This is a genomic window from Vibrio sp. MA40-2 (assembly GCF_047302445.1).
In the GTDB taxonomy this organism is placed as follows: domain Bacteria; phylum Pseudomonadota; class Gammaproteobacteria; order Enterobacterales; family Vibrionaceae; genus Vibrio.
Map to the genome: position 1 here is coordinate 438426 of NZ_CP178627.1, position 17442 is coordinate 455867.

At 38.8% G+C, this 17442-nt stretch carries 14 protein-coding genes; 4 read left to right on the forward strand and 10 right to left on the reverse strand.

Annotated elements, in window-relative coordinates; genetic code table 11:
- Positions 1 to 45 precede the first annotated feature (45 nt).
- Positions 46 to 1356: a peptidoglycan DD-metalloendopeptidase family protein gene (locus tag ACLKML_RS01835; protein ID WP_413283390.1), complete on the reverse strand. Its 1311-nt coding sequence runs from the start codon at positions 1354 to 1356 to the stop codon at positions 46 to 48.
- Between the two features lie 443 nt (positions 1357 to 1799).
- Between ACLKML_RS01835 and ACLKML_RS01840 the strand changes: the two genes are divergently transcribed.
- Positions 1800 to 3170, forward strand: a complete 1371-nt coding sequence (locus ACLKML_RS01840) for a YjiH family protein (RefSeq protein ID WP_413283391.1) — start codon at positions 1800 to 1802, stop codon at positions 3168 to 3170.
- A gap of 111 nt (positions 3171 to 3281) precedes the next feature.
- Here the strand turns inward: ACLKML_RS01840 and ACLKML_RS01845 are convergent, their stop codons facing one another.
- The 3 genes from ACLKML_RS01845 to ACLKML_RS01855 all read right to left on the reverse strand — a co-directional run bounded on the left by ACLKML_RS01845 (position 3282) and on the right by ACLKML_RS01855 (position 6613).
- Positions 3282 to 4277: a S1 family peptidase gene (locus ACLKML_RS01845; protein ID WP_413283392.1), complete on the reverse strand. Its 996-nt coding sequence runs from the start codon at positions 4275 to 4277 to the stop codon at positions 3282 to 3284.
- Positions 4278 to 4695: 418 nt separating this feature from the next.
- A complete protein-coding gene (gcvT, locus tag ACLKML_RS01850) occupies positions 4696 to 5811 on the reverse strand; it encodes a glycine cleavage system aminomethyltransferase GcvT (RefSeq protein ID WP_413283393.1) in 1116 nt (371 codons plus the stop codon).
- A 178-nt stretch (positions 5812 to 5989) separates the two neighbouring features.
- Positions 5990 to 6613, reverse strand: a complete 624-nt coding sequence (locus tag ACLKML_RS01855; RefSeq protein WP_317716174.1) for an XRE family transcriptional regulator — start codon at positions 6611 to 6613, stop codon at positions 5990 to 5992.
- Positions 6614 to 6902: 289 nt separating this feature from the next.
- Between ACLKML_RS01855 and gcvH the strand changes: the two genes are divergently transcribed.
- Together gcvH and gcvP are read left to right on the forward strand one after the other, a co-directional pair.
- Positions 6903 to 7283 carry a glycine cleavage system protein GcvH gene (gene gcvH / locus ACLKML_RS01860; RefSeq protein ID WP_413283394.1) on the forward strand — a complete coding sequence of 127 codons (381 nt, stop codon included), beginning with the start codon at positions 6903 to 6905 and terminating at the stop codon, positions 7281 to 7283.
- A gap of 84 nt (positions 7284 to 7367) precedes the next feature.
- Positions 7368 to 10229: an aminomethyl-transferring glycine dehydrogenase gene (gene gcvP, locus ACLKML_RS01865; RefSeq protein WP_413283395.1), complete on the forward strand. Its 2862-nt coding sequence runs from the start codon at positions 7368 to 7370 to the stop codon at positions 10227 to 10229.
- Between the two features lie 668 nt (positions 10230 to 10897).
- Here the strand turns inward: gcvP and ACLKML_RS01870 are convergent.
- Positions 10898 to 11098, reverse strand: a complete 201-nt coding sequence (locus tag ACLKML_RS01870; protein WP_413283396.1) for a hypothetical protein — start codon at positions 11096 to 11098, stop codon at positions 10898 to 10900.
- 233 nt (positions 11099 to 11331) lie between these two features.
- On the reverse strand, positions 11332 to 11850 hold the full coding sequence (locus ACLKML_RS01875) for an NUDIX hydrolase (protein ID WP_413283397.1): 519 nt from the start codon (positions 11848 to 11850) through the stop codon (positions 11332 to 11334).
- Between the two features lie 198 nt (positions 11851 to 12048).
- Between ACLKML_RS01875 and ACLKML_RS01880 the strand changes: the two genes are divergently transcribed.
- The gene (locus tag ACLKML_RS01880) at positions 12049 to 12309 is read left to right on the forward strand and encodes a DUF333 domain-containing protein (protein ID WP_413283398.1); all 261 of its coding nucleotides are present in this window, start codon (positions 12049 to 12051) and stop codon (positions 12307 to 12309) included.
- 194 nt (positions 12310 to 12503) lie between these two features.
- Here the strand turns inward: ACLKML_RS01880 and ACLKML_RS01885 are convergent, their stop codons facing one another.
- From ACLKML_RS01885 to ACLKML_RS01900, 4 genes are all read right to left on the reverse strand, one after another.
- Positions 12504 to 13211: a UTRA domain-containing protein gene (locus ACLKML_RS01885; RefSeq protein WP_413283399.1), complete on the reverse strand. Its 708-nt coding sequence runs from the start codon at positions 13209 to 13211 to the stop codon at positions 12504 to 12506.
- Positions 13212 to 13388: 177 nt separating this feature from the next.
- Positions 13389 to 15008: a DUF1566 domain-containing protein gene (locus tag ACLKML_RS01890; protein ID WP_413283400.1), complete on the reverse strand. Its 1620-nt coding sequence runs from the start codon at positions 15006 to 15008 to the stop codon at positions 13389 to 13391.
- 114 nt (positions 15009 to 15122) lie between these two features.
- Entirely contained in the window at positions 15123 to 15806 is a 684-nt protein-coding gene (locus ACLKML_RS01895) for a response regulator (protein ID WP_413283401.1), read from the reverse strand.
- Between the two features lie 15 nt (positions 15807 to 15821).
- Positions 15822 to 17327, reverse strand: a complete 1506-nt coding sequence (locus tag ACLKML_RS01900) for an ATP-binding protein (RefSeq protein WP_413283402.1) — start codon at positions 17325 to 17327, stop codon at positions 15822 to 15824.
- Positions 17328 to 17442 lie beyond the last annotated feature (115 nt).

The window sequence follows — 17442 nt, forward strand, 5'->3', positions numbered from 1 at the left end:
TCGATTATCACGTCTATTATGATTCATTAGCAAATTACCTAGATATTAATTGCTATTATTTGCCAACAAACGCTCTCCGAACATCTTATCGTATTGAGCTATCTTGGCTTTAAAATCATTCATTTCTTGTTTCGGTATCGAACTCGCCATTGGGATTTTTGCTGTCATAGCATTTACAGCCCTGTTTCGAATGATGAATTCATAATGTAGGTGTGGTCCTGTTGAACGGCCAGTATTACCTGATAACCCTATACGTTGTCCTCTGGATACACTTTGACCTTTTTTAACTAAGATTTTGCTCAAGTGTAAATAACGGGTTTTGTATGAATTACCATGCTGGATAACAATATACTTACCCGCGTATGGATGATTTCGCGTTAAGATAACTTTACCATCCCCTGTAGAATAAACTGGCGTGCCAATAGGCGTGGCAAAGTCGGTACCATTATGCGGTGAAATCCGTCCGGTTACAGGGTGCTTGCGATTAGGGTTAAACGATGATGAGATTCTATAACGAGAACTGGTTGGGTATTTTTGAAATGCGCGTTGTAGACTTTTGCCATCTTTATCATAATACTGTCCATCGGTATGCAAAAACGCAGTAATCACTCGCCCTTTGTTATGAATACGGATAGCTTGAACTTCTTTTTTCCCAGTAGCCTCAGAGCCTACATACTGTTTATTTTGAACGATTTCAAACAAATCGCCGGCCTGTAAATCTCGAGAAAAGTTTATTTTGTCTTTTAACAAAGTATTAATCTGTTCTATCTCATAACTTCCAACGCCGGATTTGTTAGCCGATTGAGAAAAGCTGCCGTGTATTTCTCCCACAATAGCATCTAATTTCCACTCACCAGGTGTAGATATATCTTTAAACTGAAACCCACCCTCTTGATGACGAGTATAAATAACTTTATCGGCAATATTGAACTGTAGCACCATTTTATCTAGATGTTGGCCGTCTTCTGTTCGCCAAAACATCAATTGATTGCCTGGGCGTAAGGTATCTAACATTAAATAGTTAAGGTCGGATTCCATCACTTTTAATAAATCGCTATAAGGGAAACCGAGTTGGTCGAATATAGTACTGAGGTTATCACCTTGATTAATGATATAGCTATATTCAGGTGCAGAGTCGACTCCTAACGGATCGACTTCTTTAGATTTTTTTTCGTAACTTGGCATTTCTTTGAATTCAAAAGGCACAAATTTTCTTTCAGTTGAATGGGCCTCGGAAGTTACGCTGACGATAGTAATAACAGCGACTAAAGGCAAAACTACCGCAAACCACTTATTTTTTAACGCTACATCATAAGAAAAAATGCAAAAAAACGGGGAAAATAATTTTCTAAACACAATAAATCCAACTGTCCATGATTTAAGAAATATGAATTAAATTACACAGCAGAGTCTAACTGCCAAGTAGAGACATTGACTATTACCGCTATCTATACTAACGCAGGTTTACCATAATCACCATTAGCTGTACGTCAACATTATGACAAATGTTATATTATAACAATAGATAAATTACATATTGATCGATTTATTAATACAAATCCTTGTGATTTTAGACCTATCACTCTTAATATCGACATTACGTCTTATTCCAACATAACCAGCCAGTATCATTCAAATAAACGGCGATCCCGTCTGCATAAAGCATTATATTTAGTGAATACTATTGCATTTGATAATAACAAACGATAGTCTAGCACTCTCTGACTAAATAAGGATATTTAGTGCATAACTATGCCATGGACCATGGTGCATTACACTAAGATATTTAGAGAAATCAGATGCCAAATAATGAACAAGCTAGTGTGCTTGAACCTAAAGAAAAACCCTTTTGGATTTTTATCATCCCCTCGATAATCGGCCTATTTTTATTTATGGCACCGATCAGCTATCAAGGTGACATCACTATACCAGTCGCGATACTCGCAAAAGGATTAACAACGTTACTTGGTGACGCCATTATCCCTTTAGTCAGTGCGATTATTGCTTTCATGGCAATCGCTTCTTTAGGCTACCGTATAGTCAAACCTAAATTCATTCGTAACAGCGCGTTTCTTAACCGCTTATTAACCCCGACATTACTCTGGTTAATTGTTCGTGTTATTGGCGGTATTGCCGTTACTATGACTTATTTCCATTTAGGACCAAACGCGATTTGGGAAGAGAATACTGGAGGACTAGTATTAGAAGGCTTATTACCAACCTTATTTTCAGTCTTTATTTTTGCAGGTTTGCTTTTGCCTCTATTATTGAACTTTGGATTATTAGAATTAGTCGGAACGCTATTAAGTAAAGTAATGCGCCCTATTTTCAATTTACCAGGAAGAAGTGCGATTGACTGCATCGCCTCATGGTTAGGTGATGGTAGTGTAGGTATTCTATTAACCAGTAAGCAGTACGAAAGTAAGTTTTATACTCAACGAGAAGCAGCGGTTGTCGGCACAACTTTTTCTGCAGTATCAATAACGTTTAGCTTGGTCGTCTTAGCTCAAGTTAAATTAGAAGCCTATTTTTTACCGTTTTATGGTTCCATTTGTCTTGCTGGCATCGTTGCGGCAATCATTATTCCTCGCTTGCCTCCGCTCAGAGGCAAAAAAGATCTTTATATAGATGGTAGTTCGCCAGATAAAGACATTGACCTTGTCCCTGAACACCACAACAGCTTTTCATGGGGAATGGAATTAGCACTCAATAAAGCGGCTCAAGTTAAAAGCATGCGAAAAGTCGTGTGCGACGGGCTCGAAAATGCTGCAGATATGGTATTTGGTGTGCTACCGGTTGTTATGGGTCTGGGTACTTTAGCGCTGATTGTTGCTGAATACACTTCCCTATTTTCAATTTTAGGCGCACCTTTTGTTCCTTATCTAGAGCTTCTTGCCATACCAGAAGCGGCAGCCGCATCGGAAACAATGATGGTTGGTTTTGCTGATATGTTTTTACCAGCGATTATTATTTCTTCTGTTGATAGTGAAATCACTCGATTTGTTATTGCAGCAATGTCGGTAACACAGCTGATTTATATGTCAGAAGTGGGGGCTCTATTATTAGGAAGCCGTATTCCAGTAAATTTTGTCGAGCTTTTCTTTATCTTTATTTTAAGAACCCTGATTACTCTACCTGTAATAGCCGCTGTAGCTCACATGGTTTTTTAACCTAAACCAATGAATAGATAAATACTGAACATATAAAAAAACCGCCGAACCATAAGTTAGGCGGTTTTTATCTGTAGCTACAATAGCAAAGTTAACACTCTATTTATTGGCTTATTCTACCGTTCTCATTCGTCCAACAGCCAAAACAGCTAACCATATACTAAACCAAAAATGAACACTGCCACCACTGGTTGAACTACTGTCTTCTGTCGCGTCTTCAACGCCATATTGCCGATAGTAATCTCTATCACTTTCGCTGGTTGTGTAAGTAGGCTCAACCAAGCCAGCTTGTACATTAGCGATCCACGTTGCGTAATCTGTTACCTCTGTAAAAACCGATGTAGCCACCACCGAAATATCACCGCACCCGTCAGCCGGCCCATAACTGGTTATGCCAACCTGACGATTATTACTGCTATCGGTCCAATAAAGCGGGCCGCCGGAATCGCCATTACAAGTCGCCTTTCTTAATCCATGACTGATCTCACCCGACATACATAATTGAGAATCCGGTGCGCCTGCATCACCATAATAATCATTACAAGCCAAGTTATCTAAATAGTCTAACTCAGCCTGTTGTAAGACGCTCGTATCGTCTTCATTGGTTTTTGTATTGCCATGGCCAACAGCAATAAACGTTTGATTCGCTCCATCAGATCGATAGCTACTCTCATCAGTGACTATTTCTGCATATGAACCAATGTTAACTGCTGACTCTAACTCTAAAATGGCGATATCATTACTAAGATCGCTAGAGTCATAATCTTCATGAACATAAAACTTGGCGATATAATATAATTGCGCATTCGATATATCATCTTCATCATCTAAATTTGGGATAGCAACAGTGAATAATAAGCTGACTTCAGATATATCATCATCATTCAAATCAACGCAATGTGCTGCGGTTAGTACATGAGTGGCATCGATAAACGTTCCACCACAATAACCAAAATTGCCAAATTCATTGTAGTAAAGGCGTGCGTACGATGGATAGCTTGATGTTGACGTATTAGTACCGTTAACAATGTAAGTTGCAACTTCAGTTGCCCCCACCATTAATGAACCAAATATAAACCAAGCACTCACAAATAATTTTTTAAGCATAGTCGTTACCTTTTAAACCAATTATTCCTGTAGACCTTGTGTTTCTTGTCGTCCTAGTATTCATTGTAGATTTAGTACTTATTTAGAAGACCTTATTGCCTTGCTGTCTAGTGTCATTCAATAAAAGATAGTTAATTGAATATATTACACTTTTGTTAAGATAAAACAGCGAGAGCATATCGTGTTTTTTATCTTACATAAGTAGAACCAGCACTGACACTAACTTAAAAAACAGAAGATGAGAATAGCGATATTATGTTAAAAAGGTTTTTTGAAAGGAAAAATGGCAAAATGCGGTTGACGCTGTATCGATATTTATAGCAAAAGAGTGTCACCAGTAACGGTGACACTCTGCCAATATAACACGACTAATGTTACAGCTAGCCTCTATGGTAACGTTTAGCCTCTATAGTAACGTTTAGCCTCTATAGTAACTTTGTGCGACAAATGGCATTTTACTCACAATCATCGGTAGTTTCTTACCACGAACTTCAGCAAAAACTTCTGTATCTACAGCGGTGTAATCTATTTGTACATACCCCATAGATACGGGCATTCCAGCACTCGGGCCTGCTGTACCACTGGTTACAACACCAATTTCATTATCTCGCGCGTCAAACAGTTTACAACCTTCGCGTACTGGCGCTTTGGTTTGACCAACTAAACCAACGCGTTTACGCTGTACATCTTTAGTAGCGATCTGTTGAAGAATAATCTCAGCACCAGGAAAGCCACCCGCTCTTTCACCATCTTGGCGACGACATTTACTAATACCCCAAAGCAAACTCGCTTCTACAGGCGTTGTTGTTGTGTCTAAATCATGCCCATACAAACATAAACCACATTCTAGGCGTAAAGAATCGCGAGCTCCCAACCCGATCCACTCTACACCGTCCATTTCGGTCAATTGTTTCGCTAATGCTGGAGCGTTTTCCGCAGGCACCGAAATTTCGTAGCCATCTTCGCCGGTATAGCCGGAGCGGCTTACATAGCACTCAACGCCATTTAATTGCACTATTTTAGCATCCATAAAAACCATATCAGCAACAGAAGGTTCAATAGATGCCAAGATTTGCGCGGCTTTCGGTCCTTGCAAGGCTAAGAGTGCTCGATCTTCAATTAGTTCTAGCTCAACCTCATCGGTCAAATGAGCTTGTAGATGCGCAATATCTTGTTCTTTGCATGCGGCATTAACAACCACAAATAGATGATCAGAAAAATTAGTCACCATCAAGTCATCTAAAATACCGCCTTGCTCATTAGTAAAAAAGGCATAACGCTGTTTTCCAGCAGGTAGATCAATAATGTCTACAGGAACTAATGATTCAAGCACCTTAGCTCGGTTATTACCTTTTAAACGGAGTTGTCCCATATGAGAAACATCAAAAAGACCCGCTGACGCTCGAGTATGTAAATGTTCTTTTTTTACACCAAGTGGATACTGAACCGGCATTTCATAGCCAGCAAAAGGAACCATCTTCGCGCCCGCTTCAATATGCAATTCATATAGCGGGGTCTTATGTAAATCGGACATTTCTTTCTCCATAAAGATTTTAATCGTTAGACTGGTACACGGTCACAAACCGAACTGTTTCCAATAATAAACATTATTTACTATATGGGGCATTAATAGCAGATTGTTTTAGATTTATCACCTGTTAATTTCATCTGTAACGCAAATAAAACGAGCCTACTAAGCGACATTACATAGCTTACTTTGCCGTAACCCAAAGGATTAACGCATCTTCCTCACTCACTGACGTTAACATATGGCCCATATTCGCATCATAGTAAGCGCTATCACCTTGCTTGAGATTTATAGGCTCGTAATATTCAGTAAATAACGTCACTTCGCCTTCTAGAATAAGTAAAAACTCTTCACCATCATGTCTAACCCAATCAGCAAAATCAGTAATTTCTCTGGTTCGAATTCTACTTTTGAACGGCATCATTTTTTTATGAGTAAGCTGAGTTGCTAACAGCTCATGTTCATAAGTAGGTGTTGGGTGAGGTTTGCCTTGCCCTTGTTTAGTCAGATCTCTACGCCCTGTCGCCATGCTCGATTTTGGCGGTTCAAACAGCTGCGGCATATCAATTTGCAATCCAGATGCAAGCTTTTGCATTGCTTGAAAGGTCGGAGAAATTTGTTCGTTTTCAATTTTAGACAGAGTAGAACGCGCCAAACCAGTGCGCTGGCTGGCTTCTTCAAGTGTAATGCCTAAGTTTGAACGGATATCTTTGATCTTCTGTCCCAGCTTTAATGGCTCGATTGTCTCTTTCTCACCTTGCTTTTCTAGCTTGATAGACGGGTACTCATCTAAGTTTTCTATTGACATCTTTTCTTCATACTCTGGTTAACATGCTGCGTTATTGTTACATGACGCTTACGAATAAGGAAACGGCCAAATTTTAACAGCCATTTATCTAACAATACGAAATTATGTTTCCTATTGGAAATTTTAATTGATTATTGTAAAAACAATGGTTATGTTACGGCTATGCAAGCGCAATAGCCACAAGCGAAGCAAACGGTTGCGTTTCAATCAAATTCTCAGTCATAAATGACAACATTTTGTATAGACCAGTTTTATAATTATCGACACAAACATATTTGGAGACAAAGAAATGGACAACACCCTCAAGTTTACAGAAAGCCATGAATGGGTTAAAGACAATGGTGACGGTACTGTGACTATTGGTATCTCAGACCACGCACAACAAATGCTCGGTGATGTGGTTTTCGTTGACTTACCAGAAGTAGAAAGTGAAGTTGAAGCGGGTGAAAGTTTTTCTTTAGTAGAATCAGTTAAAGCGGCGTCTGATATTTATACTCCAATAACTGGTGAAATCGTTGAAGTAAACGAAGAGCTGGAAGATAGCCCAGAACTGATTAACGAAGAACCATATGAAGGCGGTTGGATTGCAAAAATTAAGATGTCTGATGCAGCGGAATTAGATGCGCTAACCGACGCTGAAGAATACCTAAGCAGTATTGAAGACGAGTAATTTGCAAGTATAGATAAAGTAATTAGGCAAAATTTAACAAAAAGCTGTCAGCCATGGGCAGCTTTTTCATAAGGTACAAAGGAAATGACACAACTACTTCAAAAGCTAAGCACACAAAACGAATTCGTTTCTCGCCACAACGGTCCGAATAGCGTTGATCAGCAAAAAATGCTGCAAACAATGGGTTTAGACAGCCTAGAGCAGTTAATCGATCAAACCGTTCCACAAAGTATTCGTTTGCCTAACCCTTTGTCACTTGATGCGCCAATGAGTGAATCTGATATGTTGGTTGAGCTAAAACAGATCGCGCAACTTAATCAGGTTAAACGTACCTTTATCGGCCAAGGCTATTACAACACCTTTGTACCTAATGTTATTTTACGTAATGTACTTGAAAACCCAGGTTGGTATACGGCTTATACCCCTTACCAACCAGAAATTTCACAAGGTCGTTTAGAAGCCTTGTTAAATTATCAGCAAATGGTGATGGATTTAACTGCAATGGAAATTGCTAATGCATCATTACTTGATGAAGCAACCGCTGCTGGCGAAGCCATGACCTTATGTAAACGAGCAGGTAAAAACAAAAGCAAAACCTTCTTTGTGGCAGATGACGTTCACCCACAAACCATAGAAGTGGTAAAAACTCGTGCTGCGTTTATTGGTTTTGACGTGGTAATAGGCTCAATTGATTCACTTGCCGAGCAAGATGCATTTGGTGCCCTACTACAATACCCTTCGACTACTGGGGAAGTCATTGACTTAACGGATGTTATCTCAGCGGCACAAGCCAATAAAACATTGGTTACTGTTGCAACTGATCTATTGGCCTCTACCCTGATTAAGCCTGCTGGTGAAATGGGCGCCGATGTTGTTATCGGTAGTGCACAGCGCTTTGGTGTGCCAATGGGGTACGGTGGTCCTCATGCCGCGTTTATGGCAACCAAAGATAAGCATAAACGAACTATGCCTGGGCGAGTTATTGGTGTTTCTATTGATTCAAAAGGCAATCAAGCATTGCGCATGGCAATGCAAACTCGCGAACAACATATTCGTCGTGAAAAAGCGACGTCTAATATTTGCACCGCTCAAGCATTATTGGCCAATATGGCCTCTTTCTATGCCGTATTCCATGGTAGTGAAGGGCTAAAAACCATCGCGCGCCGCACTCATCACCTAACGGCTGTTCTAGCATCAGGCTTAAAAAGTGCCGACTACAAACTTAGCAATCAAAGCTTTTTCGATACCGTTACTATCGAAACCGGAGATAAGACAGAAGCACTATATAATCAAGCACTTTCTATGGGCATCAACCTACGTAAGTTTGATAGCAAGTTAGGTGTTAGCTTTGATGAAACAACAACGACTCAAGATATTAACGATTTATTTGCTATCTTCGATATTAAACAAGATGTGAATGCGATTTCTGGTTCAATTGCAGAGGATGAATTTGGTGCAATTTCAGAAGCGTGTCGTCGTGAATCGAGTTTTCTAACCCATCCGGTATTCAATACATACCATAGCGAAACGCAAATGATGCGTTACCTCAAACAACTCGAAAACAAAGATTTCTCCTTGACCCATGGCATGATCCCACTGGGCAGTTGTACCATGAAACTCAATGCGGTTGCTGAGATGATCCCTGTTACTTGGCCAGAATTTGGGTCACTGCACCCATTTGCTCCTAAAGAGCAAACTAAGGGGTACAGTAAACTGGCTGAATCGCTTAAGACCATGTTGTGTGAAATTACTGGTTACGATGAGTTTTCTCTCCAACCTAACTCCGGTGCATCTGGCGAATATACTGGATTAATCGCTATCCAACGTTATCACCAAAGCCGTGGCGATGCACACCGTAACGTCTGTCTTATCCCAAGCTCAGCGCACGGAACCAACCCTGCCACTGCCTCTATGGTTTCTATGAAAGTGGTTGTGGTTAAGTGCGACGAAGCTGGTAATATTGATATTCAAGATCTAGCTGAAAAAATTGAAAAACATCGCGATAATCTGTCTAGCATTATGATCACCTACCCTTCCACTCATGGCGTGTACGAAGAACAGGTACAATTAGTTTGCGACATGGTACATGACGCTGGCGGACAGGTTTACCTTGATGGTGCTAACATGAATGCACAAGTGGGCTTAACCACACCGGGCTTTATCGGTTCGGATGTTTCACACTTGAACCTACATAAAACGTTCTGTATTCCGCACGGTGGTGGTGGCCCTGGTATGGGACCTATTGGCGTTAAATCGCATTTAGCACCATTTCTTCCAGGACATATTGAAGGTGGCCTAGAAGGCGATGACTTTGCAGTATCGGCTGCTGATATGGGTAGTGCTTCTATTTTACCTATCTCTTGGGCGTATATTGCAATGATGGGCGAACAAGGTCTAACTCAAGCGACGAAAGTGGCTATTCTGAACGCAAACTACGTCATGGAACGCTTGGCTCCGCACTATCCTGTTCTTTATCGTGGCACTAATGAGCGTGTGGCGCACGAATGTATTATTGATATTCGTCCTCTAAAAGAAGCGACAGGTATTAGTGAAGAAGACATTGCAAAACGTTTAATGGATTACGGTTTCCATGCACCAACGATGTCATTCCCAGTCGCAGGCACGCTAATGATTGAACCGACAGAGTCAGAAGATTTGCAAGAATTGGATAGGTTCTGTGACGCAATGATCGCCATTCGTGAAGAGATGGATCAAGTTAAAAATGGGGAGTGGCCACTAGATAACAACCCATTAGTAAATGCGCCTCATACTCAAGTTGATCTATCAACTGATGAATGGGACCGACCTTACTCACGCGAAATCGCCTGTTTCCCGACCAAACAAACCAAAGCCTCTAAATATTGGCCAACGGTAAACCGTGTCGACAACGTGTTTGGTGATCGTAATTTGGTCTGCTCTTGCCCTAGCATTAGTGAGTATGAGTAATGACAAATTGATTGATCACAGATAACCAAGTTGGAAACTGTGATAACCGAGTTGGAAACCGATAACTAAGTTGGAAACTAACTTGAATAACAAAAGGCGAACCATTTGGTTCGCCTTTTGTTATAACTAAAAATATCTCAGTTCTATTGTACTCACTAGAATTTCCCATCTTGTTTATCCAAAACAGGAACAACTTCCATACCAAAGTTAATTAACCCTTTGTTACCTTTTTTTGATTCTTCCACAACGTCGGTATCCAATCCAAAAAACACGAGTGCTAATCTGAAATTATTAAGTTATTAAACACGCAAATGCTTAACTATTAAACACAAATCACAACACCGCCTTAGTATTATTTACAACACGCTTTGTACGTCATGGAAAGTGCTAAATACTATTTTGTCGGTAGTTAACTTAATATCAGACAAGGCAAAATGTCAGGAATATTGGGTATTTTGAGAAAATATCAAATGAATTTGATATGTAGTGAAACATCAGCACACAGCAGGTATTGTTGATAAAACCAGACTAATCCATTCCAGACCAACAATTGAGGATTAAAATGGGAAGTTATAATACTGGCTACTGCTCACCTGTTTAATTTCCATCCCAGTTAATTATAATTATTAGTTGACCCGAATTATTCAAATTGGATTAACTAGAGCATCTTATTTACCAGAAATATCATGATACTCTCCGTCAATAAAAACATACTTTCTATTGTTAATATACTCTGGCTCAAGATTATTTTTTATCTTTATTCCTGTAATAAGAGCTAAGAACGTTAATGGAATAGCGAATAAAAGGCTAAAAACTAAAGCGAAGATGCTTAATATAACAATGGTAATAGTTATCAATAATTTTTTCATATCTGACCTCATAACAATTAATTAATCTGAATTCATTACTAGGTTAAATATTTAGAAACAATAATTAGTCAGATTGTTCAATAATTATACTGATATAGTATCTACCTCATTGCCAATTTTGTGCAAGTTTTTTGCGATCTTGTGTCAAGAATTCGCTGTAAAGGTATGTAAACGGTCAAAGTTGTGTGATGCTGATAAGACTTTATTACCATCTTATTCACTAAATAAATAGGCTATAACAATTCTTTAACTATTAATTTTAGTAAAAACGTTTCCCTTTCTATACTCATACCTTTCTTTGGATTATTCAACATAGTCTTCTCATTATGAGCAATTGCTTCATGAATGTTAATCCAAACAGGTTTCATGCCGTTGTTTATTTCATGATCTTCAAGTGCCGTTTTACCCAATTGTTGGTCTATTTTACATGTATAACAAAAAGAAATTTGGTGCATTACATTGGCATCATCTTTGTGCCAAGGTCGGTACTCTTCATAAATGCCGTAAGGTTTTATATCATGAACATTGTTCGCTCCAGTTTCTTCTTTAAGCTCTCTCACTAATCCGGTAATAACATCTTCACCATTATCTAAGCCTCCACCAGGGATGGTGTAGTCATGGTACCTTTCTGTATACAGCATTAGAATATTATTACCATCAAGCACAATGGCTCTGGCACTACGACGTTGGTATATTGTCTTATCTTCTAAGTGATTTATCTCAGAGTGAATTTGAGTATGGATATGTCTCATATATAATTGTTTTCAGTAGTGAAAGGCTTTTGGGGCTAGTATGCTAACACATTCATCTAATTTGTTTATATCAACTAACGTTATATCTGTTTTTTTCAGCAATATATTGTTTAAACAACAAATTTTCGTAAAATTCTTCTACACTTAGTTTGGGAAAAAGATTAAATTAAAACTCAACCATTTTTTGGAGAAAAACAGATGAATAAACTCGGTTGGTCAGTTAGTTTTACGCTACTTTTAACCCTTACCGCTTGTTCAAGTGAGCCAGACGGATACGATGTAGAAGGTTATGATCAAATTTCTAATCCAGCGTCAGTCTATTGTGTTCAGCAAAAAGGGGAATTAATGGCTTTCAATGAGAGCGAAGCTCGTGTCATGTACTGTGTATTCTCTGAAGATGAAAAATACGAGCAATGGGAATACTATGAAGGACGTCACGACAGAGAAGCAAAACAATAAATCGTCTTGATTAGAAAAACCGATCGCACAGTTTGTATAATAGAATAGTTTGTACAACAAAACAGTCTATACAATAAAACCCGCCCTAGTAGATAGGTAACATTATCGTTAGGGCCCATTCATTCGATCATTAACTTTGCTGTAAAATAATACTCAGTAACCTTTTCGGTTCTCGCTATTTCACTGGTTATAATTTAACTCTGGCTGAGTATAACCAGTGATTCGATACAAATAGCATCATGTCGCCAATACTCGACAGCACAGTCAATAATCTGTTTATCTTTATCGTAATTAATGCGTTCAATTTGAGTAGCTAATGTACCAGGCGTTGCTCTAAGGGCTTGCGCTATATTTCCAAACAAAGAAGTAGAACTCACGCGAAACTGGCTTTGATGTTGAATAACACCGTACTCATGTATCAATACATTAGTCAATGACGTGGTTAAATCACAATTAAGAAGATTAGGACATAGCTCAGGTTTAATATGATTAATAACAAAAGCTACTGGCCTATTTTCCATATAGTGTAGTTGCTCAATTGAATAGCAATCACTAAACGGTGTTAACTGTAGTAAAAGCGAGGCTTGATTATTTGCTAGCCCTTTTATCGATGAGATAAGCTTTGTACTGGGGGCTCTATTCTGTGCTCTTGCCATCTCGTAGAAACTGGTCATTCTCCCTAAATCGTAACGCAGCGGTTGTGGTGAAATAAACCACCCACGTCGGTCTTCACGATAAATCTTACCTTCCGCTTCTAGTAAAGAGAGAGCTTCTCTAAGCGTTACTCGTGTGGTTGAAAACAATTCTGCAAACTTTCTTTCTGTTGGTAATTTTTGCCCTGCCACTAACAAGCCAGTATCAATTTGCTCAACAATCGTTTGTTTAATTTTTAAGTATTGCACCTAGCGTCCACCTAGCATTATTTATCTAGCCTAGCATTATAGTTTTAGTATGGTTTAGCCATAAAGCTAACCTACTATCAGCAAATAGTACAATACAATAAACGTGAATATACAACTGATTTTTCGTCAGTAACAATCTGATTTATTGGATTAATTATTAACAAAATACCTTATGCGTTATTTTGATCTATTTTTAGGCTCTGGTATCTCATCCTTGCTAATTAGCCCATCACCGTTGCTATCTATCTTTGTAAAATCTTTAGCTAGTGGTCCTTTTAGCTCCTGTGGTGATAGGTAACCATCATTATTGGTGTCCATAGAGGCGAACAAATCATCAGGTTTCATTGCTCTATTAGGTCGAGAACCGTGCGATAGCTTACTCATCCCCATACTAGGCAGCCCATTACTGGTGTGGGGACTTTCCTTGTTAATATGAGGACCATTGCCTTCCATCTGGATAGAAGAAAAAACTTTACCTCTACGTTGAATGAATTTCGGCGATTGAACAAAAGTCGCTTGTCCCCCAGTGACACAACGGGCATAGTTATTGATTCGTATTGCATCGCCTTGCGGCCCATGACCGGTAGGATATTGAGATGCATTACCTACTTTAGGATCACTTCGCTGAGATCCTGCACCATGAACATCTATCCAACGGCCTTGCATAAATCCTAATGATCGTCCAAACGCGATATAGGTGGCATTTCTACCATTTTTTAAATTCTTATGCGTGGTACTGGACCAATAATTGGCATAATCAAACTGGTCATTTTCATTAAGGATCGAGCTAAAATTAAAAATTGAATTGATTGCGGGACTATTTGTGGTGTCAGGTGATCGAGAATAGTCTACGATAGACTGCAGTTCTTTTACATTCGGTAAACGCCAATCACTTCTATTTGCTAACGTTAAGTTTTCACAATATGAAAGCGCAACAGGCCAATTCATTGCCATCCCACTATCGCTTTTTTGCCAAATTAACCCTGTCGCATTATCTGAAACTGTTTGATCTCCATTATCGATAAACGCATTAATACCGTAGTCAATATTACCCCGAACGGCTAAAACATAGAATTTTTTAGCTCCGCCATCTCTGGCTTTTAAACCGTAACCTTTTATCCTACCGTCAATAAAATTGACGCCAAATACCGTTTCATCTCCATTCATAGTAGTAGATACATATTTGGTACTAGTGACATATTGTGAATCTATTAAACGTTCACCCGATTGTGTATCGCCAGAATTAAAACCAAACACCGATTGGTCAATAAATGGAATAATAGACACGCTATTTTGGGTATTCAATCCACTCGGATCTTCACCATCAAATAGTATTAATGAATACAGCTCTTTAATGGTTGGAAGTCGCCAATCGTTATATCCTGATAACTTAAGTTGCATCACATAGGTTTGAGCCTCTTGGTAGCTTAATTTATCGGCGATATTAATTTTACCATCACTGTTTATATCTACCGTCTGAGACCACATTAAACGGGTATTGTTATCTGTCACCGTTCCATCGTGATTTTCGGTATAACTAGCGACAAAACCTTGATATTGAGCATCTTGGCCGACGTTGTTTTGGCCTCGAGAAGGGCATTTTTCTAGTGGCTCAGAGGTGGAAAAGCAGAGATTTTGATTGGTATCAACAATAGGATATGTCAAATTCACCGCTAACTTATTAATACTAGGTGCAACGTTACCCATAGTATTAGCAACAACATCAGCAGACAACGAGCTAATCCCCAACATCACGATACTTAAATTAACCTTGAACACCACTACTTTACTCGCCATCTTAATTCTCGCTATGATATTTTTTATGGATAAAGTATAAAAATAAATAGAGGAGAAAATGTGGAGCAATAGTGAAGTTAAACACTAAGAATTAAATTTATTGATTAAACCAATTTACCAAGTAAATTCAAATTTATAACCGATGCCATAAATAGATTTTATGTAATCACATTCTTTATCTATCTCTAGCATTTTCTTACGTAAATTCTTTATATGGCTGTCAATGGTTCTATCCGTTACGACTCTGCCATCATCATATATTCGGTCCATCAGTTGTTCTCGGCTGAATATTTGTCCTTCGCGCTGAAAAAGAAAATTAAGTAATTTAAATTCGGCTGGCGTTAAACACAGTTCAGAGCCATTCAGTATTACTTTCATTTTTTCAACATTAATCGTCAACTTAGTTTCCGCTTCGGGTTGTAATGATCCATTGCTACGTCTCAATACATTTTTGATTCTGGCAATCACTTCTCTTGGGCTATAAGGTTTGCAAATATAGTCATCTGCACCTAGTTCTAATCCTAATAAACGGTCGATTTCATCTACTCTCGCCGTTGCCATAATAACGGGTACGCTAGAGAAAGTTCTAAGTTCCCGATAAATATCTAACCCATCACGGATAGGTAACATCAAATCTAAAACAATAAGGTCGGGATGATGTTTTTTCACCCAATCAATTACCTCGCCTCCATTATCAATATGATGGGCAACCATTCCCGAATGATTTACATATTCACACAGAACGTTGGCTAATGTTAATTCATCTTCCACAACTAAAACTGATCTACTACTTTGCATTTTTACTGTTTTCCATCATGAGTAACTATTTTGTGTTGGTAACGTTATTTCTATTCTTACGCCGCCTATTGACGCATGACTAGCTTGAATCGTGCCATTGTGTGCTTTGACGATATTTTTACAGATAGATAATCCTATGCCTGAGCCACCACTCGCCCGACTTCGAGATTTGTCTACTCGATATAATCGGTCAAACAGTTTTGGTAAAGCGTTATCTGGAACACCGGGTAAACTGTCTTCAAATACTATTTTGATATTGTGCTCATATTGAGTAATGCTAATGACAATATTGCCGGGAGCATCGGTATATCTGATGCTATTTTCCACTATGTTTAAGAACAACTGTTTAAGAGATTGACTATCACCCACTAATGAAACCTTGTTATTTACGTTACAACGCAAATTCACTACTAGTTGATTATGTCTGCACCTAAGTTCATTTTGATTAACCACATCGGTTAATATTTCTACAACATTGTCGATAGGTTTTAGATCAAAATTCACACCAGAATCAGAGATAGACAACTCATACAAGTCATTGACTAATTTACCTAAGGTCATCGTTTGTTGGTGTAACGATGCTATCCGTTTGGGTTCAGGCTTACGAATGCCATCTTGTATCGCTTCAATTTCACTGCGTAATACCGCAATTGGGGTTCTTAGTTCATGAGAAATATCAGATAACCACTGCTGTCTATCTATTTGCTGTTTTTTTAACGACATCGCTAGCTGATTAAATGCTGTTGTCAGGGCGGACAGTTCATCTGAACTTTTAGATTCAATATGAACATCCAAGTTCCCCTGTTCGATAGCCTTCGCCCCTTCATGCAATGCTTTCAGTGGGTTAAGAAAATGCCTGACTAAGAAAAAAGCGATAATAAAGGAAAAGAACACTGCGAGCACCGCGACTGTAACGGTATATTTAGTCTGTTCATGAAAGAAACTTTCCGCTAAATTTCCAGAAATACTTTTACTTTGCAGTACGGTAATCCAACCTACCAACTTGTCGTCAGCAATAATATCAACTCTAACTTGCTTAAAACGTTGCTGATCATAATGTAGGTTCTCTTCAAGGCCAAAAAGTGAACGTCCATCCACGTCAAATAAATTCGTTCTGACACTCAGAGGCACTAAAACAGAATCTTTCTGTTCCAGATTTACCATGGTTTCTTTTGACAATTCAAAATCAGGTTCAGGGGGATGAGTATCGTTTGGCCTTCTTCTTTCTGGTCGAGGCGGATGTTCGCTTAACTGCCTATTTCTGGGTGGCGGTGCCTCGCCAAATTGAGTCAAAATACTCGCCCATAAATATGGCGCAGAATTGAGTCGTTGCCAACCATAAGTGGGAGAATAGTAATTCTTAACTTTTTCGGCTATTAATTGCGCTTTATCCACTTCCTCACTATTTAAATAATTTTGCAATCCTTGTTGAAAGCTAGAATTAATTAACCACACCATGCTTGCGAGCATGACTACACTGACGAGTAATATCGAAACAAACAGTTTAGTAAAAATAGACAAATCTACTCGACCTTATAAATGTTAGAACCCAGTGAGTATACGATCGGCAGGCTATTTTGCTAAGGATAAAGAGAAATCTTCACGATTTCTCCATAATTTTCTATTATTCATCCAG